This is a genomic window from Nonomuraea sp. NPDC005983 (assembly GCF_040614375.1).
In the GTDB taxonomy this organism is placed as follows: Bacteria; Actinomycetota; Actinomycetes; order Streptosporangiales; family Streptosporangiaceae; genus Nonomuraea.
On the sequence record NZ_JBEXUP010000097.1, the window covers coordinates 1 to 23,704 of the forward strand.

21 protein-coding genes and 1 pseudogene are annotated in these 23,704 nt (G+C 70.4%); 7 read left to right on the top strand and 15 right to left on the bottom strand.

Going from position 1 to position 23,704, the window contains the following annotated elements:
* A pseudogene (locus tag ABZ297_RS32585) lies at window positions 1-386 on the bottom strand (hypothetical protein); the annotation flags it as partial.
* A gap of 366 nt (window positions 387-752) precedes the next feature.
* Entirely contained in the window at window positions 753-1,847 is a 1,095-nt protein-coding gene (locus tag ABZ297_RS32590; protein ID WP_355354288.1) for a site-2 protease family protein, read from the bottom strand.
* Window positions 1,848-2,004: 157 nt separating this feature from the next.
* On the opposite strand from ABZ297_RS32590, the gene ABZ297_RS32595 reads away from it, so the two are divergent.
* The 3 genes from ABZ297_RS32595 (at window position 2,005) to ABZ297_RS32605 (ending at window position 4,803) form a co-directional block, all read left to right on the top strand.
* Window positions 2,005-2,865, top strand: coding sequence for a RecB family exonuclease (locus ABZ297_RS32595; RefSeq protein WP_355354196.1), 861 nt, complete (start codon window positions 2,005-2,007; stop codon window positions 2,863-2,865).
* 82 nt (window positions 2,866-2,947) lie between these two features.
* The gene (locus ABZ297_RS32600) at window positions 2,948-4,123 is read left to right on the top strand and encodes a sensor histidine kinase (RefSeq protein ID WP_355354199.1); all 1,176 of its coding nucleotides are present in this window, start codon (window positions 2,948-2,950) and stop codon (window positions 4,121-4,123) included.
* Window positions 4,120-4,803, top strand: a complete 684-nt coding sequence (locus ABZ297_RS32605; protein ID WP_355354202.1) for a response regulator transcription factor — start codon at window positions 4,120-4,122, stop codon at window positions 4,801-4,803. Before ABZ297_RS32600 ends, ABZ297_RS32605 begins: the two co-directional genes overlap by 4 nt.
* A gap of 67 nt (window positions 4,804-4,870) precedes the next feature.
* On the opposite strand, the gene ABZ297_RS32610 is transcribed toward ABZ297_RS32605, so the two are convergent.
* From ABZ297_RS32610 to metH, 8 genes are all read right to left on the bottom strand, one after another.
* Window positions 4,871-5,914, bottom strand: a complete 1,044-nt coding sequence (locus tag ABZ297_RS32610; RefSeq protein WP_355354205.1) for a dipeptide ABC transporter ATP-binding protein — start codon at window positions 5,912-5,914, stop codon at window positions 4,871-4,873.
* Window positions 5,911-6,945 (bottom strand): ABC transporter ATP-binding protein, encoded by a 1,035-nt coding sequence (locus ABZ297_RS32615; protein ID WP_355354208.1) that lies wholly within the window; start codon window positions 6,943-6,945, stop codon window positions 5,911-5,913. Before ABZ297_RS32615 ends, ABZ297_RS32610 begins: the two co-directional genes overlap by 4 nt.
* On the bottom strand, window positions 6,942-7,955 hold the full coding sequence (locus ABZ297_RS32620; RefSeq protein WP_355354211.1) for an ABC transporter permease: 1,014 nt from the start codon (window positions 7,953-7,955) through the stop codon (window positions 6,942-6,944). Before ABZ297_RS32620 ends, ABZ297_RS32615 begins: the two co-directional genes overlap by 4 nt.
* Window positions 7,956-8,048: 93 nt before the next feature.
* On the bottom strand, window positions 8,049-9,812 hold the full coding sequence (locus ABZ297_RS32625; RefSeq protein ID WP_355354214.1) for an ABC transporter substrate-binding protein: 1,764 nt from the start codon (window positions 9,810-9,812) through the stop codon (window positions 8,049-8,051).
* Between the two features lie 56 nt (window positions 9,813-9,868).
* Entirely contained in the window at window positions 9,869-10,867 is a 999-nt protein-coding gene (locus ABZ297_RS32630) for an ABC transporter permease (RefSeq protein WP_355354217.1), read from the bottom strand.
* A 249-nt stretch (window positions 10,868-11,116) separates the two neighbouring features.
* A complete protein-coding gene (locus ABZ297_RS32635; RefSeq protein ID WP_355354220.1) occupies window positions 11,117-11,614 on the bottom strand; it encodes a cellulose synthase in 498 nt (165 codons plus the stop codon).
* Between the two features lie 93 nt (window positions 11,615-11,707).
* Window positions 11,708-12,349 carry an HAD family phosphatase gene (locus tag ABZ297_RS32640; protein ID WP_355354223.1) on the bottom strand — a complete coding sequence of 214 codons (642 nt, stop codon included), beginning with the start codon at window positions 12,347-12,349 and terminating at the stop codon, window positions 11,708-11,710.
* 74 nt (window positions 12,350-12,423) lie between these two features.
* Complete coding sequence (gene metH, locus ABZ297_RS32645) at window positions 12,424-15,888, bottom strand: methionine synthase (protein WP_355354226.1); 3,465 nt, start codon at window positions 15,886-15,888, stop codon at window positions 12,424-12,426.
* Window positions 15,889-15,936: 48 nt separating this feature from the next.
* On the opposite strand from metH, the gene ABZ297_RS32650 reads away from it, so the two are divergent.
* The 3 genes from ABZ297_RS32650 (at window position 15,937) to ABZ297_RS32660 (ending at window position 17,827) form a co-directional block, all read left to right on the top strand.
* Complete coding sequence (locus ABZ297_RS32650; protein WP_355354229.1) at window positions 15,937-16,131, top strand: hypothetical protein; 195 nt, start codon at window positions 15,937-15,939, stop codon at window positions 16,129-16,131.
* Between the two features lie 136 nt (window positions 16,132-16,267).
* Entirely contained in the window at window positions 16,268-17,122 is an 855-nt protein-coding gene (locus ABZ297_RS32655) for a PAC2 family protein (protein ID WP_355354232.1), read from the top strand.
* 246 nt (window positions 17,123-17,368) lie between these two features.
* Window positions 17,369-17,827, top strand: a complete 459-nt coding sequence (locus ABZ297_RS32660; protein ID WP_355354235.1) for a hypothetical protein — start codon at window positions 17,369-17,371, stop codon at window positions 17,825-17,827.
* A 549-nt stretch (window positions 17,828-18,376) separates the two neighbouring features.
* Here the strand turns inward: ABZ297_RS32660 and ABZ297_RS32665 are convergent.
* Window positions 18,377-19,576, bottom strand: coding sequence for a uroporphyrinogen-III synthase (locus tag ABZ297_RS32665; protein ID WP_355354238.1), 1,200 nt, complete (start codon window positions 19,574-19,576; stop codon window positions 18,377-18,379).
* A 258-nt stretch (window positions 19,577-19,834) separates the two neighbouring features.
* Between ABZ297_RS32665 and def the strand changes: the two genes are divergently transcribed.
* Window positions 19,835-20,320, top strand: coding sequence for a peptide deformylase (def, locus tag ABZ297_RS32670; protein WP_355354241.1), 486 nt, complete (start codon window positions 19,835-19,837; stop codon window positions 20,318-20,320).
* Here def and ABZ297_RS32675 read toward each other — a convergent pair.
* The 4 genes from ABZ297_RS32675 to ABZ297_RS32690 form a co-directional block, all read right to left on the bottom strand.
* Window positions 20,256-20,540, bottom strand: a complete 285-nt coding sequence (locus ABZ297_RS32675) for a WhiB family transcriptional regulator (RefSeq protein ID WP_355354244.1) — start codon at window positions 20,538-20,540, stop codon at window positions 20,256-20,258. The genes def and ABZ297_RS32675 overlap by 65 nt on opposite strands.
* A gap of 98 nt (window positions 20,541-20,638) precedes the next feature.
* Window positions 20,639-21,232 (bottom strand): HAD-IIIA family hydrolase, encoded by a 594-nt coding sequence (locus ABZ297_RS32680; protein ID WP_355354247.1) that lies wholly within the window; start codon window positions 21,230-21,232, stop codon window positions 20,639-20,641.
* Between the two features lie 573 nt (window positions 21,233-21,805).
* Window positions 21,806-23,029, bottom strand: a complete 1,224-nt coding sequence (gene mshC, locus ABZ297_RS32685; RefSeq protein ID WP_355354250.1) for a cysteine--1-D-myo-inosityl 2-amino-2-deoxy-alpha-D-glucopyranoside ligase — start codon at window positions 23,027-23,029, stop codon at window positions 21,806-21,808.
* Window positions 23,030-23,039: 10 nt separating this feature from the next.
* Window positions 23,040-23,690: an NRDE family protein gene (locus ABZ297_RS32690; protein ID WP_355354253.1), complete on the bottom strand. Its 651-nt coding sequence runs from the start codon at window positions 23,688-23,690 to the stop codon at window positions 23,040-23,042.
* Between the last annotated feature and the right edge of the window lie 14 nt (window positions 23,691-23,704).

Genomic DNA, 23,704 nt, shown 5'->3' on the forward strand with positions numbered 1-23,704 from the left:
AGGCTCAGCTCCACCCGCTCGACGGGCCCGGTGACGAGCCGGTCGGCCCAGGTCAGTGAGTCGCTGCCGGCGAGGTGGGTGTCGCCGGACGCGGTGCTGATCGTCGCGGCGGCCGAGCCGCTGACGAGCACGGCCACGCCGGCGCCGACCGGGCCCGCGACCGCGCAGGTGGCGGGGTCGCCCGCCATGTTCGCGGCGAGCACCTGGGCGGCGCGCCTGGCCAGTGCCCTGCCGTCGCCGCCGGAGGCGGCCGTCTCGCGCAGCGCCTCGAGCAGGTCGGTGGCGGCGGCCTCGGCCGCGTCGCACACCAGCAGCAGCCCGCCCTGGTAGGCGAGCAGCCCATCGCCAGGAAGCGGGCGGACCACTTCGAAGCCCCGGTCCGTCATGAGCCCTCCCTCAGAACGACCGTGCTGCGCTCATTGGTGCCCTCGCTGCGCTCGGTCACTCAACTCTCCTCCCCGGAAGCCCGGCGATATTACGGCACCCGCACTGCCGTGCTTGGCCACCAGCCATACGCATACCCAGGCGACGCGCCGGTGTCGCGGCCCACTTGTCTCGATTCGGTGAACCGGTGGACCACGATCAACCCGTCAACTGTGCAAGTTTGACCCAAGCGAACACTATCGGTCAGCAGTCGGATGCTCGAATCGCCGGGGTGTGATCGCGCCACCGGGCAGGCGGCCCGCTCACTGGCCATGACCCTAGCCGGGGCCCGCCGGTTATTCGAGGGGGACAACTTCAAGGGGGACAACTCAGACCCCGCTGAACACCCGGTTGACGTCGGCGGTGGCCAGCACGCCGTAGATCTCGCCGCCGCGCTCCACCAGCAGGTACTCCCCCGCCGGGGCCTCGCGCATGGCGTCGATCAGCGGCTCGCCCTCCAGGTCGGCGGCCAGCACGAGCGAGGGTTCGAGCGCCTTGGCCATCGAGCCGACGTCCACCCAGGGGCGGCGGTGCTCGGGGGTGGCCTGCACGGCGGCCTCGTGGACGATGGCGACGGGACGCCCCTCGTGGTCGACCACCACGATGGCGCCCGCCCTGCTCTCGGCGGCCCGGCGCAGCGCCTCCGACAGCGGCGTCTCGGCGGTGACGGGGATCGCCCTGCGAGCCAGGGCGCGGGCGTTGACCTGCGGGATCCTGGCACGGATGCGGGCCATCCGCAGCGACTGGGTGGCGCCGAGCCAGATGAAGGACGCCAGCACCAGCGGCCAGACCAGGTTGCCGAAGTCGACCTCCTGCCCGCTCATCAGGGACATGGCGATCGGGAGGGCGACCAGGAGCACGGCCAGCCCCCTGCCGCCCCACGCCGCGGCGACCGTGCCCGAGCCCGGGTTGCTGGTGAGCTTCCACACCCCGGCGCGCAGCATCCGCCCGCCGTCGAGCGGCAGGCCGGGCAGCAGGTTGAAGACGCCGACGATGAGGTTGGCCACCCACAGCTGCCACACCAGCACCTCGGCGATGCCGCCGCCGTTGACGACGAAGATGTCGGCCAGCAGGCCCAGCCCGCCCAGGCCGAGCGACAACACCGGGCCGGCGGCGGCGACCAGGAACTCCTTGCCCGGCGTCGGCGGCTCCTGCTCGATCTCGGACACGCCGCCGAGCAGGTAGAGGGTGATCCGGCGGACCGGCAGGCCGAACCACTTGGCCAGGACGCTGTGGGCCAGTTCGTGCAGCAGCACCGAGACGTAGAGCAGCACGGCGAAGACGAACGCGACGGCGTAGGCGGCGACGGTGTCGAGGCCGGGCAGCCTGTCGAGCACCTGAGGGCCGAACGTCCAGGTGATGAAGGCCGCGACGATGAACCACGTCCACGACACGTAGACGGGGATGCCGAACGGCCTCCCCATCCGTATGCCGGAGAACTCCTGCCGCGGGCTCTGCTCGCTCACCGCACTCCTCGACGTCCGCTACGTGCCGTTCCTGCCCTTGATGCTACGCGCCAGATCACGTGATACCGCTTGCGCGAGCCTTATTCTGTCGGGGACTTGACCTAGAGTGCGGTGCATGACGTTGACCGATCCGGTGATCATCGGAGCCCTCTCCCCCTCCCGGGCGGGCGACTTCATGACCTGCCCCCTGCTGTACCGCTTCCGCGTGGTCGACCAGTTGCCGGAGAAACCGTCGCAGGCGGCGGTGCGGGGCACGGTGGTGCACGCGGTGCTGGAGCGGCTCTACGACCTGCCCGCGCCGCGGCGTTCGGTGGAGGCGGCCCTCGACCTGCTCGATCCGCAGTGGCAGCGGCTGCTGACCGACGACCCGCACTACGCGGAGATGTTCGCCGACGACGCCGAGCAGGCCGAGTGGCTGGAGCAGGCGCGGCAGATGCTGCGGCGCTACTTCACGCTGGAGGATCCGACCCGGCTGGAGCCGGCCGAGCGCGAGCTGTACGTGGAGGCGGTGCTCGACGGCGGGCTGATGCTGCGCGGCTACGTCGACCGGATCGACGTGGCGGCGACCGGCGAGGTGCGGGTGGTCGACTACAAGACGGGCAGCGCGCCGGGCCGCGACTTCGAGGCCAAGGCGCTGTTTCAGATGAAGTTCTACGCGCTGGTGCTGTGGCGGCTGCGCGGCCAGGTGCCGAGGCTGCTGCAGCTGGTGTATCTCGGCGGCGCCGGCGAGGTGTTGCGGTACGCGCCCGACGAGGCCGATCTGCTGGCCACCGAGCGCAAGGTGCGGGCGCTGTGGGCGGCGATCGAGCGATCGCTGGAGACGGGCGAGTGGCGGGCGCGACCGAGCCGGCTGTGCGACTGGTGCGACCATCAGGCGCTCTGCCCGGAGTTCGGAGGCACGCCGCCGCCGGTGCCCGACCGGCAGCCCGGCGATACGGTGCGCAGCAACCGGCGGGCGGCCACCGACGAGCTGTGAGCCCGGCTCCGGCCGGACAGCCGGAGCGGTTTCCTCCCGTAGTAGGAGGTTTCGGGCTTTCACCTGGGCCTACAGTGTTCCCGTGCGCACCGACCGAGCCTTGCTCCACGACACGGTTCTCGCCGTGGTGCTGGCCGCGGGGTCGCTCGCGCTGCTGCTCGTCTACGACCCCGCGACGCTTCAGGCGCAGGGGCTGCCCAGCGACATGCTGCGCGACCTCGACCCGTTCGGCGCCGTGCTCGTCGTGCTGACGTGCGCGCCGGTGGCGGTGCGCAGACGCTGGCCGCTGGCGGGGCTGTGCGCCGGGATGCTGCCCGAGGGGCTGCTGTCGGCGTTCGGGTACGGCGCGGGCGTGGCCGGATTGGCGGGAATGGTGCTGTTGTACTCGGTGGCGTCCTACCGGGGGCTGGCGGTGGCGCTGGGGGCGCTGCTGCTGTCGCTGACCGTCTACGCGTCGCAGGCGGTGCTGTTCGCGCTGCCGACGGTCGGCTGGAGCGACCACGTGGTCGTGGCGGTGGTGCTGGTGGCGATCTGGGGGGCCGGGCGGAGCCTGCGGCTGCGCCGCGCCTACCTCGACGAGCTGAAGGACCGCGCGGCCAGGGCGGAGCGGGCGCACGCAGCCGACACGCGGGCGGCGCGGGCGGAGGAGCGGTCCAGGATCGCCCGCGAGCTGCACGACGTGGTCGCCCACCACGTCAGCGTGATGACGGTGCAGGCGGCGGCGGCGCGCAAGGTGCTGGCGTCCGATCCGGAGCTGGCGCGGGAGGCGCTGTCGGCGATCGAGCACACGGGCCGGATGGCGATGAGCGAGATGCGCAACATCGTCGGCGTGCTGCGCACCGACGCCCGCGCCGAACTGGGGCCGCAGCCGGGCATGCAGGATCTGCCCACGCTGGTGGAGCAGATGCGGGAGGCTGGTCTGGCCACCCGACTGTCGGTCGAGGGCGAGCCGCGGCCGGTGCCGGCGGGCGTCGATCTGGCCGCGTACCGGCTGGTGCAGGAGGGGCTGACGAACACCCTGCGGCACGCGGGCGCGGGGGCCGAGGCGGTGGTGACCGTCCGGCACGAGCCGCGTGAGCTGGACGTCAGGGTCGAGGACGACGGGCTGGGCGCGACGGCCCTGTCCGAGCAGCCAGGGCATGGTTTGGTGGGCATTCGGGAGCGTGTGGCCCTCTATGGTGGAATCCTGAACATCGGCCCGAGGGCGGAGGGCGGTTTCGAGGTGCGGGCGAGGTTCCCGTTGAAGGGCGGACAATGACGATCAGGGTGCTGCTGGTGGACGACCAGCCGCTGCTGCGTACCGGATTCCGCCTGATTCTCGAGGCCGAGCCCGACATCACGGTGGTGGGCCAGGCGGGCGACGGCAAGGACGCCCAGGAGCAGACGCGGGCGCTGCTGCCCGACGTGGTGCTGATGGACATCCGGATGCCGGGCGTCGACGGCATCGAGGCGACCCGGCGGATCGTGCGCGAGGCCGCGCCCTCGGCGCACGTGCCGAAGGTGCTGGTGCTGACGACGTTCGACCTGGACGAGTACATCGTGGAGGCGCTGCGGTCCGGGGCGTCCGGGTTCCTGCTGAAGGACGTGCCGCCCGACGAGCTGGTACAGGCGATCCGGGTGGTGGCCGGGGGCGACGCGATCGTGGCGCCGAGCGTGACCAGGCGGCTGCTCGACCGGTTCGCCAAGCGGCTGCCCTCGTCCTATGAGGAGGCGACTCCGGCGCGGCTCGACCGGCTGACCGAGCGCGAGCTGGAGGTGCTGCGGCTGATCGCCAAGGGCATGTCCAACGCGGAGATCGCGGCCAAGCTGGTGGTGAGCGAGACGACCGTGAAGACGCACGTGGGCAACGTGCTCACCAAGCTGGGGCTGCGCGACCGCGTCCAGGCGGTGGTGCTGGCCTACGAGACCGGGCTGATCACGCCGGGCGCGCTGTCCTGAGGGCGCGCGTCGCCCGCGTTCCGGCGGGGCGCGGCCCTCAGGACAACGTGCCCCGCCTGTGGCGGTGTCAGGCCGTGACCGGCTGCTCGCCGGCGGCGGCCGGCACGTCGGGGGCGTTCTCCGGGAAGTGGCAGGCGACGCTGTGGCCGCTGGCGAGCTGCTCCAGCGGCGGCTCGACCGTCTTGCAGACCTCCTGGGCCTTCCAGCAGCGGGTGTGGAAGCGGCAGGCGGGCGGCGGGTTGAGCGGGCTCGGCACGTCCCCGGTCAGGCGGATGCGTTCACGCCCGGCGCGCGCTCTGGGGTCGGGCACGGGCACGGCCGACAGCAGGGCGTTGGTGTAGGGGTGCATGGGCGAGCCGTAGAGGCTCTTCCGGTCGGCGATCTCCACGATCTTGCCGAGGTACATGACGGCGACCCGGTCGCTGATGTGCCGCACGACCGACAGGTCGTGGGCGATCACCACGTAGGTGAGGTCCAGCTCGTTCTGCAGGTCTTCCAGCAGGTTGACGACCTGGGCCTGGATGGACACGTCCAGCGCGGAGACCGGCTCGTCGGCGATGATCAGCTTGGGCTTGAGCGCGAGGGTGCGGGCGATGCCGATGCGCTGGCGCTGGCCGCCGGAGAACTCGTGCGGGTAGCGGTTGTAGTGCTCGGGGTTGAGCCCGACCAGTTCGAGGATCTCCTGGACGGCCTTCTTGACGCCGCCCTCGGTCTGCACGCCCTGGATGCGGAACGGCGCGCCGACGATGGTGCCGACAGTGTGGCGAGGGTTGAGCGACGAGTACGGGTCCTGGAAGATCATCTGCATGTCGCGGCGGAGCGGCCTGAGCCTGCCCTGGCTCATGTGGGTGATGTCGGCGCCCTCGAAGAGGATCTTGCCTGCGGTCGGCTCCAGGAGCCGGGTGACCAGGCGTCCGGTGGTGGACTTGCCGCAGCCCGACTCTCCCACCAGGCCGAGCGTCTCGCCCTTGAACACGTCGAAGCTGATCCCGTCGACCGCCTTGACGGCGCCGACCTGCCTCTTGAGCAGGCCCTTGGTCACCGGGAAGTGCTTCTCCAGGTGCTGCACGGACAGCAGCGGCTCAGTGTCGATCACTTTGTCGGCGGTCACTGTGTCTCCAGCACTGGCTTGATCTCGTTCTCCCACAGCTTGCGCCGCTCCGTCCTGTTCAGGTGGCAGCGCACCAGGTGGCCGCCGCCGGTGTCGGCCAGCGCGGGCACCTCGGTCTTGGCCTGGTCGCCGCTCAGCTCGGCGTAGGGGCAGCGGGGGTGGAAGGCGCAGCCCGGCGGCACGTTGATCAGGGACGGCGGGGTGCCCTTGATCGGCAGCAGCCGTTCGGTGGGCTCCCGGTCGAGGCGGGGCATCGATCCCAGTAGACCCCACGTGTAGGGGTGCTCGGGACGGTAGAAGATGTCGTCGGTGGAGCCGTACTCGATGCACTTGCCCGCGTACATGACGAGGATGTCGTCGGACAGCTCGGCGACCACGCCCAGGTCGTGGGTGATGATGATCAGCGCCGAGTTGAACTCGCGCTGCAGGTCGACCATCAGGTCGAGGATCTGGGCCTGCACGGTGACGTCGAGCGCGGTGGTCGGCTCGTCGGCGATGAGCAGTTCGGGGTCGCACGACAGCGCCATGGCGATCATGGCCCGCTGGCGCATGCCGCCGGAGAACTCGTGCGGGTAGGAGTCGACGCGGCGCTGGGGCTCGGGGATGCCGACGCGGCCGAGCATGTCGACGGCGTGCTTCTTGGCGACGGCCTTGGAGACCTTGTGGTGGATGCGGTAGGCCTCGATGATCTGGTCGCCCACCGTGTAGAAGGGGTGCATGGACGACAGCGGGTCCTGGAAGATCATCGCCATCTTCTTGCCGCGCAGCCCGCGCACGTGCTCCTGCGAGGCGCCGACGAGCTCCTCGCCGTCGAGCCAGATCTCGCCGGAGATGTTGGCGCCCCTGCCCTTGTGCAGGCCGAGGATGCCGAGGCTGGTGACGGACTTTCCGGACCCCGACTCGCCGACGATGCCGAGCGTCTTGCCGCGCTCCAGGCTGAACGTCAGCCCGTCGACGGACTTGACCAGGCCGTCGTCGGTCGGGAAGTGGATTTTCAGGTCCTTGACGTCCAGGAAGACGTTCTCGCTCACGCCAGCCTCACCCTCGGGTCCACGACCGCGTAGAGCAGGTCGACGATCAGGTTGGCCAGGATGATGAAGGTCGCCGCGACCAGCGTGACGCCCATCACCTGGGGAAGGTCGTTGTTGCTGATGGCGTCGACGGCGTACTTGCCGATGCCGGGCAGCGAGAACGTGCTCTCGGTCAGCACCGCGCCGCCGAGCAGCAGACCCAGGTCCAGGCCGAACATGGTGAGCACGGGGGTGAGCGTGGCCCGCAGGCCGTGTTTCAGCACCACCATGCTCTCCGACAGGCCCTTGGCGCGGGCCGTGCGGATGTAGTCGTCGGACATGGTTTCCAGCATGCCCGCCCGGGTGAGCCGTGCGTACCCGGCGGCGTACAGGAACGCCAATGTCACCCACGGGAGGATGAGGTTGTTGGCCCAGGTGAGCGGGTCCTCGGTGAACGGCACCCAGTCGGCGACGTCACCGACCCAGCCGAGCTGGTCGCGGAAGATCGCCAGTGACACGATGCCGGTGAAGAAGATGGGCAGCGACACGCCCGCGAGGGCGATGCCCATGGAGAAACGGTCGAAGAAGCTGCCGCGCCGAAGCGCGGAGATCACGCCGGTCGACACGCCGAACACCACCCACACCACGGCCGCGCCGAGCGCGAGCGAGAGCGTGATGGGCAGGCGATCGAGCAGGTCCGGCAGCACCGGGTTCTGGGTGACGTAGGAGTAGCCGAAGCAGGGCGCCGGGCAGTGCTCGACACCCGGGCCGTAGTTCCTGTCGACGCCTACGAAGATGCCCTTCACGAACCGGCCGTACTGGACGATGACGGGGTCGTTGAACCCCAGCTTGATCGCTGTTTCGTGGATGATCTGGTCGTTGGCCGCTTTGCCCACGTACCGGGAAGCGAGGTCGTCAGCGGACATCCCGGCGAACCGAGGAACGAGAAAGAAGATGGCGAACGTCGCGATGCTCACCACGAAGAGCAGCATGACGGCCGCTATCAACCGTCTGATGATGTATGTGACCACTGATCTCGGCCATGGCGGCCGGGCCTTGTGGGCCCGGCCGCCGAAGCCTTCACCTGCTTTCGACGAGCGTTCCGGAGGGATTCCCGGACCGGGTTACTGGGTGCTCAGCGTGAGGAACTCGTACATGCCCCAGTTCTGGCTGACGAAGACGTTCTTCAGCGTAGGCGGCCGGTAGAACAGGCCGTGCGCCCAGACGTAGGGCAGGATGAACGCGTCGTCCATCACCTTCGCGTCCACCTGGGCCCAGATCGCGTTGCGCTTGGTGGCGTCCTGCTCGCCCGCCGCCTGGTCGATCAGCTTGTCGATCTCCGGGTCCTTGACGCCGAGGTTGGTGTTACCGGCGCTGCGGATGACGCGGCTGTCGACGATCTGCTGGAAGAAGCCGAAGCCCTCGGGGTAGTCGGCGCCCCAGCCGTAGACCATCAGGCCCAGGCCGTTCTTCTTGGCGAAGTCCGGCTTGCCGGCGTACAGCTTGAAGTAGTCACCCTGCGGGAAGCCCTTGACCTCGAGCTTGATGCCGACGCGGGCGAGCGACTGCTGCAGCGCCTCGGCGGTCTGCTTCTCGGCGGAGCGCTCGTTGCGGAAGGAGATCGTGGTGCTGAAGCCGTTGGGCTGGCCGCAGGCCTTCAGCTCCTCCCTGGCCTTGTCGACGTTGCCTGTCGGGGTGGCCTCGACGCCGTAGGGGTCGATCTTCTGGTAGCCGGTCATCTTGGCGGGCATGAGGCTGAGGGCGATGTCGCCACCGGCCTCGGGGCCGCCGTAGACGCCCTGGATGGCGGAGCGGTCAGCCGCGTACAGCACGGCCTTGCGGCAGTGGATGTTGTCGAGCGGCGGCACGTCGGAGTTGAGGTTGGTGAACCAGGTGCGGTCGATCGGCGCCGAGTCGGAGTACTGCTTGCGCTTGTCCTCGGTCAGGACCGTCTTGCGGGCGTTGGCCGCGACACCGGTGCTGTTGACCTTGACGTCGATCTTGCCGGACAGCAGGCGCTGGTCGAGGTCGTCCTCGTTCTGGCCGAGCAGCACCTCGACGGAGTCGTTGAGCTGCTTGCGGTTCGGGTCGGTGGCCGGGTCCCAGTTGGGGTTCTTGACCAGCTCGATGCGCTTACCGAGCTCGTGCGCCTTGAACATGTACGGGCCGGTGGCGACCGGGTGCTCCTTGTACTTCGAGCCGGTGTCCTTGGCCTCGGGCACGGGGGCCGTCTGCGGGAGCATGGCGAAGTAGTCGAAACCGCCGTACGCCTTCTTCAGGTGGAAGACGATCGTCTGGTCGTCGGGCGTCTCGATGGCCTTGAGGTCGTCGAGCTTGCCCTTCATCTTGTACGGGCCGGTGTAGCTGCCGACGTCGAGCCAGTCGTTGAAGTAGGTCGGGCCGCTGGGCAGGACTTCCTTGTCCAGCGAGCGGGCCACGCCGTACTTCACGTCCTTGGACGTCACCGGGGTGCCGTCCTCGAACTTGACGCCCTTGCGCAGCTTGTACGTCCAGGTCTTGCCGCCGTCGCTGGACTTGCCCAGGTCCTCGGCCAGGTCGCCGACGAGCTGGAGGCCCTCCTCGCCCGGCACCGGCTTGAACATGGTCAGCGCCCGCGTGTACAGGCGGGCGAAGTTCCACGCGTAGCCGTAGTACATGTCGCCGGGGTCGACCGAGTCGAAGTCACCGGGCATGCCCATGTGGAGCGTGCCGCCGACCTTGTCGGACGGGTTGACGATCTGCGTCACGCCGGCGTTGAACTGGCTGGCGGGCGCCTCGGCGTTGCCAGCGCTGCTCTTCTTGCCGCCGCCGCCACCGCCACACGCGGAGACGACCAGGGCGAGAGCGGCGGTCATGGCGACCGCCGACGCCGTTGATCTTATCTTCATCGGCCTAGCACACCCCTTGTAGGTAGGAGTCCAGAACTTGCGGAAAACTCACGAGGTCATCGGGCCTTGGGGTCGAAGGCGTCCCTGAGACCGTCACCGAGCAGGTTGAAGGCCAGCACGGTGATGAAGATCGCGAGACCGGGGAAGAGCATGAAGTTGGGCGCCACGTCGTAGTTGTGGACCGCCTCCGCCAGCATGCCTCCCCACGTCGGGGTCGGCGGCCGCACACCCACGCCGAGGAACGACAGCGCGGCCTCGAACAGGATGTTCGACGGGATGAGCAGCGTCGAGTAGACCAGGATCGGCGCCAGCAGGTTGGGCAGGATCTCCTTGAACAGGACCACGTGGTTGCGCGCGCCCAGGCTCCTTGCGGCGTCGACGAACTCCCGTTCGCGCAGGGAGAGGGTCTGGCCGCGGATGATCCGCCCGATGTAGGGCCAGTTGAAGAAGCCGATGATGAAAACGAGCAGGCTGATCCTGAGTGTGTCGCCCGACAGGCCGAACGCCTTGTCGGGGATCACCCCGCCCAGCGCCAGCGCGAACACCAGCAGCGGGAAGGCCAGGAAGATGTCCATCAGCCGGCTGATGACCGTGTCGATCCAGCCGCCGAAGAAGCCCGCGATCATGCCGAGCACGGTGCCGAGCACGACGCACAGCAGCGTCGCGAGGAAGGCGATCAGCAGGGAGATGCGGGCGCCGTACAGGATGCGGCTGAACAGGTCGCGGCCTGTGGTGGGTTCGACACCGAACAGGTAGTCCCAGCTCATGCCGCCGAACGTGCCGATCGGCGAGCCGATGCTCGGGTCGACCTTGTCGCGGTGCCACTCGGCCGGCGGGTGGCCGAGCCACGACACCAGCAGCGGGGCGAAGATCGCGGCCAGGATCAGCAGCAGGATCACGATCCCGCCGATCATGGCGACGCGGTCGCGCCTGAGGCGCATCCACGCGATCTGGCCGAGCGAGCGGCCCCGGATGGCTGTGGCGCCCGCGCCCTCCAGAACGGTCTCAGGACCGGCCTCAACGGCCGAGCCCGGAACATCGAGCGGTGCGGTCATGCCAGTAGCCCCCTGGATTCCAGACGACATCGTCTGTCAGGCGATATCCCGGTCAGGGTAATGCGCCCGTGCGGATGACCGCGAGTCGCGGCCTCAGGAGGCAGAATCTATGCCTTGAGCTGCTATGACTAGTCCCTCAGGGCCCGATGTGGCTTAACTGTGATTGACCAGAAACTTATTTGTATCGATCTTCAGATGAATGTCTACGACCAGTTCCGGTTCAGTCTCGGAACTGTGACACACGTCGCTTCAACTGATACCTCGGCGCTTGAGGATGTCCTCGATATCGGAGAAGTCGTCGTCGCTCTTGCGCTCCTTGCCCGCCGAGACCGCGGGTCTTCCTGGCGCCTGCGCGGCCGCCGGGGCCTGCTGGGCGCCGGGCGCGGCCTCCGGTGCGGCCGTCCTCTTGCCGCCCGTCTTGCCACCTTCGCCGGCCTTGGCCAGCTTCCTGCCGCGGACGACCCCGGACACGACGAACAGCACCGCCGACAGTCCGGCCAGCGCGACGCCCGCCCAGACGGCGGGGCTGAGGATCAGGCTGGTCACGAACCCCACGGCGGTGGACCCGATCGTCCACAGCGCCTGCAACGCGCCCGTGAGGTAGGCGGCGGCGGGCAGTAGCGCCCACGCCGTCATGCGCATCCCGGCCGCCGCTCCCCTGCGGCGGAACGCCAGGAAGCTGAACACCAGCCCCACAGCGGTCACGCCGATGCACAGCGGCAACCACGCGATGTCGTTGAAACTCATTCAGGTTGCCCCTCCTCTTGGCTACGTCTCCATCCTGGCACGCGCGCGGCGGCTTCCCTCCTCCGCGAGAACGGCTTTCCCCCTAGGGGATCCTCACGCCGCCAGGGCTCGCAGGTCGGGCACGCCGACCTCGGTCAGCGATCCGACCACCAGACGGCGCGGGCCCGGCTCGACGGGCAGCAGGCTCGGGACGGCCACGACAGCGCAGCCCGCCGCCGTCGCCGCCGCGACGCCGTTGGGTGAGTCCTCGAGGACGACGCAGCGTACCGGCTCCACTCCCAGCAGGTCGGAGGCTGTCAGGTACGGCTCAGGGTCGGGCTTGGGACGCCGCACGTCGTCGCCCGTGACGACGATGTCGAAGCGGTCACCGCCGAAGCCCTTCAGCACGGCCTCGGCGATCTCCCTGAACGACGAGGTCACCAGCCCGACCGGGACTTTCTCGGCGCGCAGGGCGTCGAGCAGTTCCGAGGCGCCGGGCATCACGCGGACGCCGTCGGACAGGCGGGCCACCATGCCCTCGGCCATCCAGTCGCTGACCGCCTGCGCCGGGGCCGTGGAGCCGGAGGCGGCGAGCATGTACGCGACCGTGCTGTCCATGGAGCCGCCCACCAGGTTGGCCTGGTGGGCGGGCGACCAGGTGCCGCCCAGCCGGGCCATGACCTCCGTCTCGACCTCGAGCCAGACCTTCTCGCTGTCGACGAGCAGGCCGTCCATGTCGAAGAAGACCGCTTGCATGCATCCCCCGATCGGTTCGTCCGCGGACGTACATTCTCCCCGATATCGGACGAACTGCGCGCGACGGGGGTGTGTCAGACGTTGAAGTACTTGGCTTCGGGATGGTGCGCGACCAGCGCGGAGGTGGCCTGCTCCGGGTGGAGCTGGAACTCCTCCGACAGCGTGACGCCGATGCGCGCCGGGTCGAGCAGCTCGAACAGCTGAACCTGGTCCTCCAGGTTGGGGCAGGCCGGGTAGCCGAAGGAGTAACGGCAGCCCTGGATGTTGACCTTCAGCATGTCGTCGAGCGACTCGCCGCCGCCGATGCCCCACTCGGAGCGGACTCTGGCGTGCCAGTACTCGGCCAGCGCCTCGGTGAGCTGCACCGACAGGCCGTGCAGTTCCAGGTAGTCGCGGTAGGCGTCCTTGGCGAACAGCTCGGCCGTCGCCTCGGCGATCTTGCCGCCCATGGTCGCCACCTGGAAACCGACCACGTCCACCTCGCCGGAGTCCTTCGCCCGGAAGAAGTCGGACAGGCACAGGTGGCGGTCGCGGCGCTGACGCGGGAAGGTGAAGCGGGTGCGCTCGCCGCCACTCTCGTCGAGGATGATCAACGAGTCACCCTTGCTGACACACGGGAAGTAGCCGTAGACGACGGCCGCCTCCAGCAGGCCCTCGGTCTGGATCCGGTCGAGCCACATGCGCAGCCTCGGGCGGCCCTCGGTCTCGACCAGCTCGTCGTAGCCGGGGCCGTCGCCGCCCCTGGTGGGCTTGAGCCCCCACTGGCCGAGGAACAGCGCGCGCTCGTCGAGGAAGGCGGCGTACTCGGCCAGCGGGATGCCCTTGACGACGCGGTCGCCGTGGAAGGGCGCCACGGGCACCGGGTTGGTCGCGGACACGTCGGAACGGGACGGCAGCTCCTCGACCGGGGTGCGCTGCAGCACCGCGCCGGACTTGACGCGCCGCTCGCGCAGCGGCGGCAGGGTCGCCCCCGCCACGCCGCGCTTGACCGCCATGAAGGAGTCCATCAGCCGCAGGCCCTCGAACGCGTCGCGGGCGTAGCGGACCTCGCCCTCGAACAGCTCGGCGAGATCCTGCTCGACGTAGGCGCGGGTCAGCGCGGCACCGCCGAGCAGCACCGGGTAGCGCTGCGACAGGCCCCTGGAGTTCATCTCCTCCAGGTTCTCCTTCATCACCACGGTGGACTTCACCAGCAGCCCCGACATGCCGATGACGTCGGCCCTCTGCTCATCGGCCGCCTCCAGGATGGCCGAGACCGGCTGCTTGATGCCGAGGTTGACCACCTGGTAGCCGTTGTTGGACAGGATGATGTCGACCAGGTTCTTGCCGATGTCGTGCACGTCGCCCTTGACGGTGGCCAGCACGATGCGGCCCTTGGAGTCGCCCTCGACGCGGTCCATGTACGGCTCGAGGTAGGCGACGGCGCTCTTCATCACCTCGGCCGACTGCAGCACGAACGGCAGCTGCATCTGGCCGGAGCCGAACAGCTCGCCGACCGTCTTCATGCCGTCGAGCAGCACGTCGTTGATGATCTCGAGGGCGGGCCGCTGGGCGAGCGCGTCGTCCAGATCGGCCTCCAGGCCCTTGCGCTCGCCGTCGATGACGCGCCGCTTGAGCCGCTCCCACAGCGGCAGCGCCGCCAGCTCCTCGGCCTTGCCGGCGCGCAGCGCCGCCGTGTCGACGCCCTGGAACAGCTCGATGAAGCGCTGCAGCGGGTCGTAGCCGTCGCGGCGCCTGTCGTAGATCATGTCGAGGGCGACCTGGCGCTGCTCGTCGGGGATGCGCGACATCGGCAGGATCTTCGAGGCGTGCACGATCGCCGAGTCGAGGCCGGCGTTGACGCACTCGTTGAGGAAGACCGAGTTCAGCACCATGCGGGCGGCCGGGTTGATGCCGAAGGAGATGTTCGACAGGCCCAGCGTGGTCTGCACCTCGGGGTAACGGCGCTTGAGCTCGCGGATGCCCTCGATGGTCTCCAGGCCGTCGCGGCGGCTCTCCTCCATGCCGGTGGCGATGGTGAAGGTCAGGCAGTCGACGATGATGTCGGAGACCTGCATCCCCCAGTTGGCCACCAGGTCGTCGATGGTCTCGCCGGCGATCCGGGCCTTCTCGGCGGCGGTGCGGGCCTGGCCGTTCTCGTCGATGCACATGACCACGACGGCCGCGCCGTGCTCGCGGACGGCGGTCATCGTCTTGTGGAAACGGGAGCCGGGGCCGCGGCCGTCCTCGTAGTTGACGGAGTTGACCACCGCGCGACCGCCCAGCATCTCCAGGCCGGCCCGCAGCACCTCGGACTCGGTCGAGTCGAGCATGATCGGCAGGGTGGAGGCGGTGGCCAGGCGGAAGGCCAGCTCCTTCATGTCGGCCACGCCGTCGCGGCCCACGTAGTCGACGCACAGGTCGAGCATGTGGGCGCCGTCGCGGGCCTGGTCGCGGGCCGTCTCGACGCAGTCGTCCCAGCGGCCTTCCAGCATCGCCTCGCGGAAGGCCTTGGAGCCGTTGGTGTTGCAGCGCTCGCCGATCGCCAGGTACGCGGTGTCCTGCCGGAAGGGGACGGTCTGGTAGAGCGAGGACGCGCCGGGCTCCGGGTGGGGGCGGCGCGCGGCCGTCTGCCTGCCGCGCACCCGCTCGACCACCTGGCGCAGGTGCTCGGGGGTGGTGCCGCAGCAGCCGCCCACGAGCGACAGGCCGTAGTCGCGGGTGAAGGTGTCGTGGGCGTCGGCCAGCTCACCCGCGCTCAGCGGGTAATAGGCCCCGTCGGACGTCAGAACGGGCAGGCCCGCGTTCGGCATGCACGACAGCCGGAGCCTGGAGTGGCGGGCCAGGTAGCGCAGGTGCTCGCTCATCTCGGCGGGCCCGGTGGCGCAGTTGAGGCCGATCAGGTCGACGCCGAGGGGCTCGATCGCGGTGAGCGCGGCGCCGATCTCGGAGCCGAGCAGCATCGCGCCGTTGGTCTCGATGGTGACCTGGGCGATGATCGGCACGTCGCGGCCGGAGTCGCCGACGGCCCGCTTGGCGCCGATGACGGCGGCCTTGACCTGGAGGAGGTCCTGGCAGGTCTCGATGATCAGCGCGTCGGCGCCGCCGGCGATCAGCCCCGCCGCGTTGTCGCGGTAGGCGTCGCGCAGGCTCTCGTACGGCATGTGCCCGAGCGTGGGCAGCTTGGTGCCGGGGCCCATCGAGCCGAGCACGAAGCGCGGCTGCTCGGGGGTGGACCAGTGGTCGGCGCGCTCGCGGGCGATGCGGGCGCCCGCCTCGGAGTACTCGAAGACGCGGTCGGCGATGTCGTACTCGCCCAGGGCGGCCATGTTCGCGCCGAAGGTGTTGGTCTCGACGCAGTCGACGCCCACTGCGAAGTAGGCGTCGTGGACACCGCGCACGATGTCGGGCCGGGTGACGTTCAGCACCTCGTTGCAGCCCTCGTGGCCCTCGAAGTCGTCGAGGGTCGGATCCTGCGCCTGCAACATCGTCCCCATGGCCCCGTCGGCGACGATCACTCGCTGGGACAACACTTCGCGGAAGGACGGCGAGCTGCTCATGGCGTAGAGCTTATCGGCTGCGGCCGGGGCGCTAAGGTGCGACACCTATTGCATGGCACGTCCAACAGGAGCTCCGATGACCTGTCGCACCGTCCTGGTCGGCACCGACGGCTCCGCCTCCGCGCCGTCTCCAAGGCGGCGGACCTGGCCGCCGCGACCGGCGCGCGCGACGTCGTGGCGGCCGCCGAGCAGGGGGACGCGGTCGACGTGCTGATCGTCCACACGACCCTCGGCGGGCGCTGAAAGCCCGCTCCCGCCGGGCTTCGCGGGCGACGGGACCTGCCCGCGAAGCGCCCGGATCCGCTCACGGCGAGATCGGTGACGCGAAAGCCGTCACAACGCATAGGCTTAGCGCGATGGCGGAGAGAGGAGGCGACACGTGATCGAACCCGAAGGGCTCCCCGAGCTCGTCGACCCGGTGCTCATAGCCGCGTTCGAAGGGTGGAACGACGCGGGCGAGGCGTCCAGCGGTGTGATCGCGCATCTCGAATCCGCCTGGAAGGCCGAGCCTCTGGTCGCGCTCGACCCCGACGACTACTACGACTTCCAGGTCACCCGTCCCGTCGTGGAGATGGGCGACGGGCTGACCAGGTCCATCTCGTGGCCGACCACGCGGCTGCTCCACGCGCGTCCGCCGGGCAGCGAGCGCGACGTGGTGCTGCTGCGCGGCATCGAGCCGAACATGCGCTGGCGCTCGTTCTGCGCCGACATCATCAAGGTCTGCCGGGCGGTGGGCGTCGATCTGGCGGTGATGCTGGGCGCGCTGCTCAACGACTCGCCGCACACCCGTCCCGTGCCGATCCTGGGCGGCGCCACCGACGAGGAGCTGGCCGGCTCGACCGGGCTGGAGCTGAGCCGCTACGAGGGCCCGACGGGCATCGTGGGGGTGCTGCAGCACGAGTTCGGCGAGGCGGGCCTGAAGGCGATCTCGCTGTGGGCGTCGGTGCCGCACTACGTGGCGCAGCCGCCCAACCCGAAGGCCACGCTGGCGCTGCTGCGCCGGCTCGAGGACGTGCTCGAGATCCCGATGCCGCTGGGCGACCTCGACGAGGAGGCCCGCGCCTGGGAGCACGGCGTCGACGAGCTGGCCTCCCAGGACACCGAGGTGGCCGAGTACGTCAAGGAGCTGGAGGAGCGCAAGGACGCCGCCGAGCTGCCTGAGGCGAGCGGAGACGCGATCGCCGCCGAGTTCGAGCGCTACCTGCGGCGCAGGGACCGCGATACTGACAGCTAACTCGCAGGAGTTAGTAGCGGCATTTCTCCGAGATTCTGGGTAATAATCGGAACTCGTACATATTTCCGTGACGACTCCGTGACCGACGGACCGCCGCGATGCCGTGTCGACCCTGCCCCTGTGACCGCGCACGTAAGGCCAACCATGGCGACTTCCCATGTCGACCCGTACCAGAGAAGTCAGGACACCAGGCGACGCGTCCTGGAGATGGCTCCAGCCCTCCGGGAGGATCGGGGCGGCGGAGCGGTGAATCACTACATCGCCCTGCTGCAGGACCGGCTCCCGCTCTGGCTGAGCATCCTGCACGGCCTGTCCGACCACGCGGGCAAGGGGCGGGTCTGCGCCAACCTGCTGCCGGTCACCCAGGCGGGCATCGACTACTACCTGGAGGTGCAGTCGGCCGCGCTGCCGGCGTTCACCTCGCCGGACGTCACGGTCCGCTTCCGCCAGGCCGTCCGCGACAGCGGCCTCGGCCCCACGGCGGAGGTCACGCCGCTGGCGGCGTACCTGGAGGCCGAGCGGCGCCTCGGCCGGATCGCGCCCGACGTCGACCCGGAGGCGAGCGCCCGCCTGCTGCTGGCGGGCTGCTTCCACCACGCCTACATCGAGCTGTTCGTCGGCGCGGGCGCCGGGCCGACCCGTGAGGCGGGCGCCGCACAGATCGTCCGCGAACTCCGCCTGGAACCCGCGACCCGCCCCAACTGACCGCGCCCAGCCCTCACTGAGCGCGCCCGGCCTTCACTGACCCGGCCCTCATTCCCAGGCGCGGCCGCGGCTCTGCCCGTGGGGCGGGCGACAGCCGCCAGCGCCTCGTCGAAGCGCGACCAGACCAGGGCCGCCAGGTACGGGTCCGGGCCCAGCGGCGGGCTGAGCAGGTCGGCTCCCGCCGCCGCCAGCACGACCGCGTCGGTAGAGCGCAGCGTAGGCGTGGTAGCCGCCTGCCAGCAACAGCGGCACGACCACCGCCGGGCCCTCGACCGTGCACAGCAGGTCCGCCAGGAGGGGGCTGCTCAGTTCCAGGAATCCGAGCTCGCCCCGTCGGCCCGGCCACACCGGGCGTGGGGCCGGTCAGACGCGCGCCGCCGACCAGACGGCCCCCGCCGGGCAGACGCGCCGCATCAGCCGTACCACCGGACAGGCGGGCCGTATCAGCCGCGGGACCCGACAGACGAGCCCCGTCGAACAGGCGGGCCGCATCGGTCGGGGCATCGGGCGAGCGAGCCCCTTCGTGCTGGTCAAGGGGGAGGTGGCGGGTCACAGGGTCGCCTCGTGAAGGCAGGCCAGCCGGTAGCCGCGTTTGACCACCGTCTCCACGATGCCGCTGGGGCCGAGGGCGCGGCGCAGGCGGGTGATCGCCATCTCCACCGCGTGCTCCGCCGAGTCCCGCGAAGGGCTGCCCGGCAGGACGATGCGCAGGTCCGAGCGCGACACCACGTGGCCGGGCTTGTCCGCCAGGCGCTTGAGCACGGCCATCGGGGCCGGCGGAAGGGGTTTCAGCTCACCGTTGACCACCACCGCGTGGCCACGGATCTCCAGGCGATGGCCGCCCGCCGTCAGCCTGGTGACGCTGTGCTCGGGAAGGTGCCTGGCCAGCACCCTGGCGAGCGCGCCGAGCCGCGGTCGCTCCGGCTGGATCGTCGGGACGCCGCGCGCCGCCAGCGGCTCCGCCGTCACCGGGCCGACGCAGGCTGCGACGACCTGGCCGCCGAACGCGGCGAGCAGCGGCTCCTCCAGGCTCTCCGCGCGGGCGGCGCCCAGCATGGCGTGCACGGCAGGTGCGCTGGTGAAGGCGACGGCGTCAACGGCGCCGGAGAGGGTCTGGCTGATGAGGCGGCGCAGTGGCGAGGTGTCGCGGTACGGCAGCCACCGGTAGACCGGGATCTCGATCACCTCCGCCCCCGCCTCGCGCAGGCCGGCGACGAACTCGGTCATCGGCTCGCCGTGCTGCTGCACCGCGATGCGGCGTCCGGACAGGTCCTGCGACAGCAGGTACTGCTGGATCTCCGCGCAGGAGGCCGAGTCGGCCGTCCAGTGCTCGTCGAGGCCGGCGGCGCGCACCGCTCCCCTGGCCTTGGGGCCGCGGGTCAGGACGCGCGCCCCTGCCAGGTGGGCGGCGAGGTCGCCGCACAGCCCCCAGCCCTCCGCGGCCGTCATCCAGCCGCGGAAGCCGACGCCCGTGGTGACCACGACGTCGTCGACCGGCCCGGCGAGGCTGAGCCGGGTGGCGGCGAGCAGGTCGCCGTCCTCCTCGAGCGGCACCAGCCTGATCGCCGGCGCGCTCACCACCCGCGCGCCGCGCCGTTCGAGCAGCGCGCCGAACTCCTCGCGCCGCCGGGTGGCGGTGACGCCGATGGTGAAGCCGGACAGCGCGTCCGGCGCGGTCTCCAGCGCGGCGGCCTGGACGTCGATGGCGTCCTGGGCGTCCCGGGCGTCCTCGATGGGGAGCGCGCTCACTGGTGCACCTCCACGTGTCCGTCGTGTGGCGGCCGTGCCGGGGCCGATGACAGGGCCCCTGACCGGGCCCCGAGCATCCGGCCAGGCATCACAGGCAGGTGAGCCGCGAGTGAGATCACGCCATCGATACTGCTTTCGGGTGGTTTCGCCCCTGGGTCCCTTCTGTTACCGCTGTGCTACAAGGCAGAGCCCCCGCGGTTGATCTCCGCGCAGCCGGGAACCTTCTGCGTGACGGAGTGACCTATCGGGGAGTTGCTCGTGAAGGTGCGGCCCATCCGTGTGTTCGACGATCCGGTGCTCCGCTCGGTGGCGGAGCCGGTACACGACTTCGACCGGGAACTCCGGCAACTGGTCAAGTCCCTCACCACGACGCTGCGAGCCGGCACCGGCAGGGCCGGGCTCGCCGCCCCGCAGATCGGGGTGTCGCTGCGCGTGCTCGTCTACTCCTACGACGGCAGATCCGGGCACCTGGTCAACCCCAGGCTGGAGCTGTCGGAGCGGCGCATCACGGCCGACGAGGCCTGTCTGTCGGCTCCGGGGGTGTGGTGGCCACTGGAACGTTCCTACATGGTCACAGCGCGTGGCCGCGACATGTTCGGCAAGCCCGTGACGGTGCGGGCGCTCGGCACGCTGGCCCGCGTGCTCCAGCACGAGGCCGACCATCTCGACGGGGTGCTCTTCAGTGATCACCTGGACGCGCACGAGCGGGAACGGTTTCTCGCCGAGGCGCTGCCTTCACCATGAGTTCCCGGCGCTGATCGGGATCGGTGCCGCCCCAGATGCCGTCGAACTGGCGGGTCCTGAGGGCGTAGTCCAGACAGGGCTGCCGCACCGGGCAGCCGCCACATATCGCCTTGGCGCGCTCGACCTGCGACCGGCCCGGCCCTTCCAGCGAGATCGGGAAGAACAGCTCCGGGTCCATGCCGAGACATGCGGCTCTGCGCGACCAGTCGAGCATCATCATGCCTGGCGCCCCTACCCACTCCGTACCTGGTCACACATCGGGACATTTCGCTTCCGGCAGGCCGGCGAGGAGGGGGCGCGGCACGCCCTCGGCGATCCTCACCAGCGGTTCCAGCCTCGGGACCACGGCGCGGGAACGGCCGCCACGACCGGTCGCGCCACCTCGGCCCCGCTCAGCACCCGGTCCACCACGTCGGCGAGGTCCTCGGCCACCTCGACGGCCTGCTGGATCTCCTCCCGCAGCGTCTGGGGCGTCGGCACCAGGATGCCGCGGGCTCCGGCGGCCCTGGCGGCCTCCATGTCCCTGCCGATGTCGCCGACCACGACGCAGTCGCGGGGGCTGACGTCCAGCACGGCCGCCGCCCTGATCACCAGCCCTGGCGCGGGTTTGCGGCAGGTGCAGCCGTCATCGTCGTCGTGGACGCAGATCGCCCAGGCGTCGAACGGGCCGAGCAGCTCCTCGACCTTGGCGTTGACCTGGTCCATCTCGTCGGCCGTGAGCAGGCCCTTGGCCACGCCCGACTGGTTGGTGACGACCGCCACCGGGACGTCGGCCCGGCGCAGCCTGCCGAGCGCCTCCCTGGCTCCGGGCATGGGCTCCACGCGGTCGGGGTCGCCGTTGTACGGGACGTCCTTGATCAGGGTTCCGTCCCGATCGAAGAGCACGGCGCCGGGACGTCGTTGTTCGAACACCTCTCACCTCCGTCACGTGCCCAGCAGCTACCCGGGGCCCTATCGCACAAACAACTACTTAGCGTGACAGATCGCGGGCTAGTTCAGGATATTTACCCATTTTGCGCACTTATCTCGGTTGAGGGGCGCCCTGCTCCGTAGCGGCTCTCCGGCTCACGGGGAGGAGGTCGACGAGACTCCTCGGATCGGCGCCCGGCGATGACGGGAAAGCCGCTGGTCACAGGCGGTTGCCGGATAACGGCCACGATCCGGGGCAGTTGCCGGGCGCCGACGTGGACGAGGAGCCCGGCCTAGCAGCAGGCAGGAAGAGGTCGCACGCGAGAGCCGACCGTGGCACGTGCGCCGTCGTCCCCGTGGAAGCCCCGCGCAGGCCAGCACGTGCAGGCCAGCACGCGCAGGCCAGGGCGTGGACGTGCGGGCCGCTCCCCCTCGGTGACCGGCACGCCCCCGCCGCCGGGGGGCGGCGCGCCGCGCGGCGAGCGCGCGCGGGTGCTCAGCAGACCGAGGCGGTGTACGCCCGAGTGATCAACGGCAGGCCCCGCCCGCCGGCCACGCTCGGAAGGTAGGCGGGGGTCAGAGCGCGACGCCGAGGAGGGCGTCGGCCAGGTCGCGGACCAGGCCCGGAGCCGACGGGTCGGAACCGTCGCCCGCCGACGCCCGCTCGGCCCACGCGTCGATCAGCGCCAGCGCCCCCGGCGTGTCGAGGTCGTCGGCGAGCCGCTCCCGCACCTCCGCCAGCAGCTCCTCCGTGTCCGGCCCGGACCCGAGCCCGGTGGCCGAGCGCCAGCGGGCCAGCCGGGCCTCGGCCTCGGCGAGCTGGCCGGGCGTGTACTGCCAGTCCTCGCGGTAGTGGTGGGCCAGCAGCACCAGCCTGATCGCCATCGGGTCGTGCTGGAGGCGCAGCTTGGACACGAACACCAGGTTGCCCTTGGACTTCGACATCTTCTCGCCGTCGAGCGCGACCATGCCGGCGTGCGTGTAGAACTTGGCGAACGGCCACTCGCCGGTGGCCGCGTGCCCCTCGGACGCCCCGCACTCGTGGTGCGGGAAGATCAGGTCCGTGCCGCCGCCCGCCACGTCGAACCCGGCGCCCAGGTTGTCGAGCGCGATCGCGGTGCACTCGATGTGCCAGCCGGGACGTCCGCGGCCGAGCGGTGATTCCCACGCCGGCTCACCCGGCCTCTCGGCCTGCCACAGCAGCCAGTCGAGCGGGTCGCGCTTGCCGGGCCTGCCGGGGTCGCCGCCGCGCTCGGCGAACAGGTCCAGCATCTGCTGCTCGTCGTAGCCGGACACCTGGCCGAACTTGGGGGCGTCGGCGACGCTGAAGTACACGTCGCCGTCGAGCATGTAGGTGACCCCTTTGGCCGCCAGGCCGGCGATGAGCTCGGCGACCCTGCCGACGACCTCGGTGACGCCGACGTACTCGCGGGGCGGCAGGACGCGCAGCGCCTCCATGTCGGTGCGGAACAGCTGGATCTCCCGCTCGGCGAGGTCCTGCCAGGCGACACCGGTCTGCTGTGCCCGCTCCAGCAGCGGGTCGTCGACGTCGGTGGCGTTCTGGGTGTAGTGCACCTCGTGCCCCATGTCGCGCCAGACCCGGCCCACCAGGTCGAAGGCCAGGTAGGTGTTGGCGTGGCCGAGGTGGGTGGCGTCGTAAGGGGTGATGCCGCAGACGTACATCCGGGCCGTGGGGCCCGGGTCGGTCTGCCTCACCTGCTTGGACGCGGTGTCGTAGAGACGCAGCGGGACGCTCTTGCCGGGGAGCTTGGGAACGTTCGGGGCAGACCACGATCTCATGCCTTTGAGCCTATCTGTCCCGATCAGCGGTCAAGTCGGTGAATCCGTACGTCACACCCTCGGGGGCGAGCGTGACGCGCATGACCGACAGGGACGCGAAGACGCGCCCGTCGGGCAGCTCGTGCCGGATGATCAGCGCTGCCGGGTCGTCCGAGGGCGGATCGGTGATGAGTTCCTCCCAGTCGGCCGTGCTCTCGAAGCGGGGCTGGAAGGCGGCCACCCGCTCGTTCGCCGGGTCGAGGCCGGTGTTGACGACCATGCTGGTGCCGTCGGGCAGCTCGCCGAGGCTCAGGCGCTCGCCGTCCCAGCTGAACAGGCGCACCCGGGTCAGGTCGGCGAGCACCAGATGGAAGGGGTCGTACCGGGTCAGGTCCAGCTCGGGCAGCTCCCCCGCGGAGACGGCGCGCAGCGCCAGGTCGCCGCGGGAGGTCCTGGTGGTCTCGGGGGCGGCCCGGCCGCGTCCGTTCAGCAGCGCGGCGGCGCGGCGCGCGTCCGGGGCGACCGCCAGCCAGGTGCCGCCCGCCTTGAGGTCGCGCCCGCCCAGCACGCCGGGGTACTCCGGCCAGTGCTCCCCCGGCCCCTCCCAGGGCCGGTCGGCGAGCTCGTCGCGGACGCCCATGAGCGTGAGCGGCCGCCCGGTCTTCACGATCAGCGTGCACATGCCGCAAAGCGTAG

Coding starts and splice junctions, on each gene's coding strand:
- ABZ297_RS32590 (WP_355354288.1), bottom strand. CDS start 1,847: ATGGGGAGGCCGTTCGGCATCCCCGTCTACGTGTCGTGGACGTGGTTC.
- ABZ297_RS32595 (WP_355354196.1), top strand. CDS start 2,005: ATGACGTTGACCGATCCGGTGATCATCGGAGCCCTCTCCCCCTCCCGG.
- ABZ297_RS32605 (WP_355354202.1), top strand. CDS start 4,120: ATGACGATCAGGGTGCTGCTGGTGGACGACCAGCCGCTGCTGCGTACC.
- ABZ297_RS32625 (WP_355354214.1), bottom strand. CDS start 9,812: ATGAAGATAAGATCAACGGCGTCGGCGGTCGCCATGACCGCCGCTCTC.
- ABZ297_RS32630 (WP_355354217.1), bottom strand. CDS start 10,867: ATGACCGCACCGCTCGATGTTCCGGGCTCGGCCGTTGAGGCCGGTCCT.
- ABZ297_RS32635 (WP_355354220.1), bottom strand. CDS start 11,614: ATGAGTTTCAACGACATCGCGTGGTTGCCGCTGTGCATCGGCGTGACC.
- ABZ297_RS32640 (WP_355354223.1), bottom strand. CDS start 12,349: ATGCAAGCGGTCTTCTTCGACATGGACGGCCTGCTCGTCGACAGCGAG.
- metH (WP_355354226.1), bottom strand. CDS start 15,888: ATGAGCAGCTCGCCGTCCTTCCGCGAAGTGTTGTCCCAGCGAGTGATC.
- ABZ297_RS32675 (WP_355354244.1), bottom strand. CDS start 20,540: ATGATGATGCTCGACTGGTCGCGCAGAGCCGCATGTCTCGGCATGGAC.
- mshC (WP_355354250.1), bottom strand. CDS start 23,029: ATGAGATCGTGGTCTGCCCCGAACGTTCCCAAGCTCCCCGGCAAGAGC.
- ABZ297_RS32690 (WP_355354253.1), bottom strand. CDS start 23,690: ATGTGCACGCTGATCGTGAAGACCGGGCGGCCGCTCACGCTCATGGGC.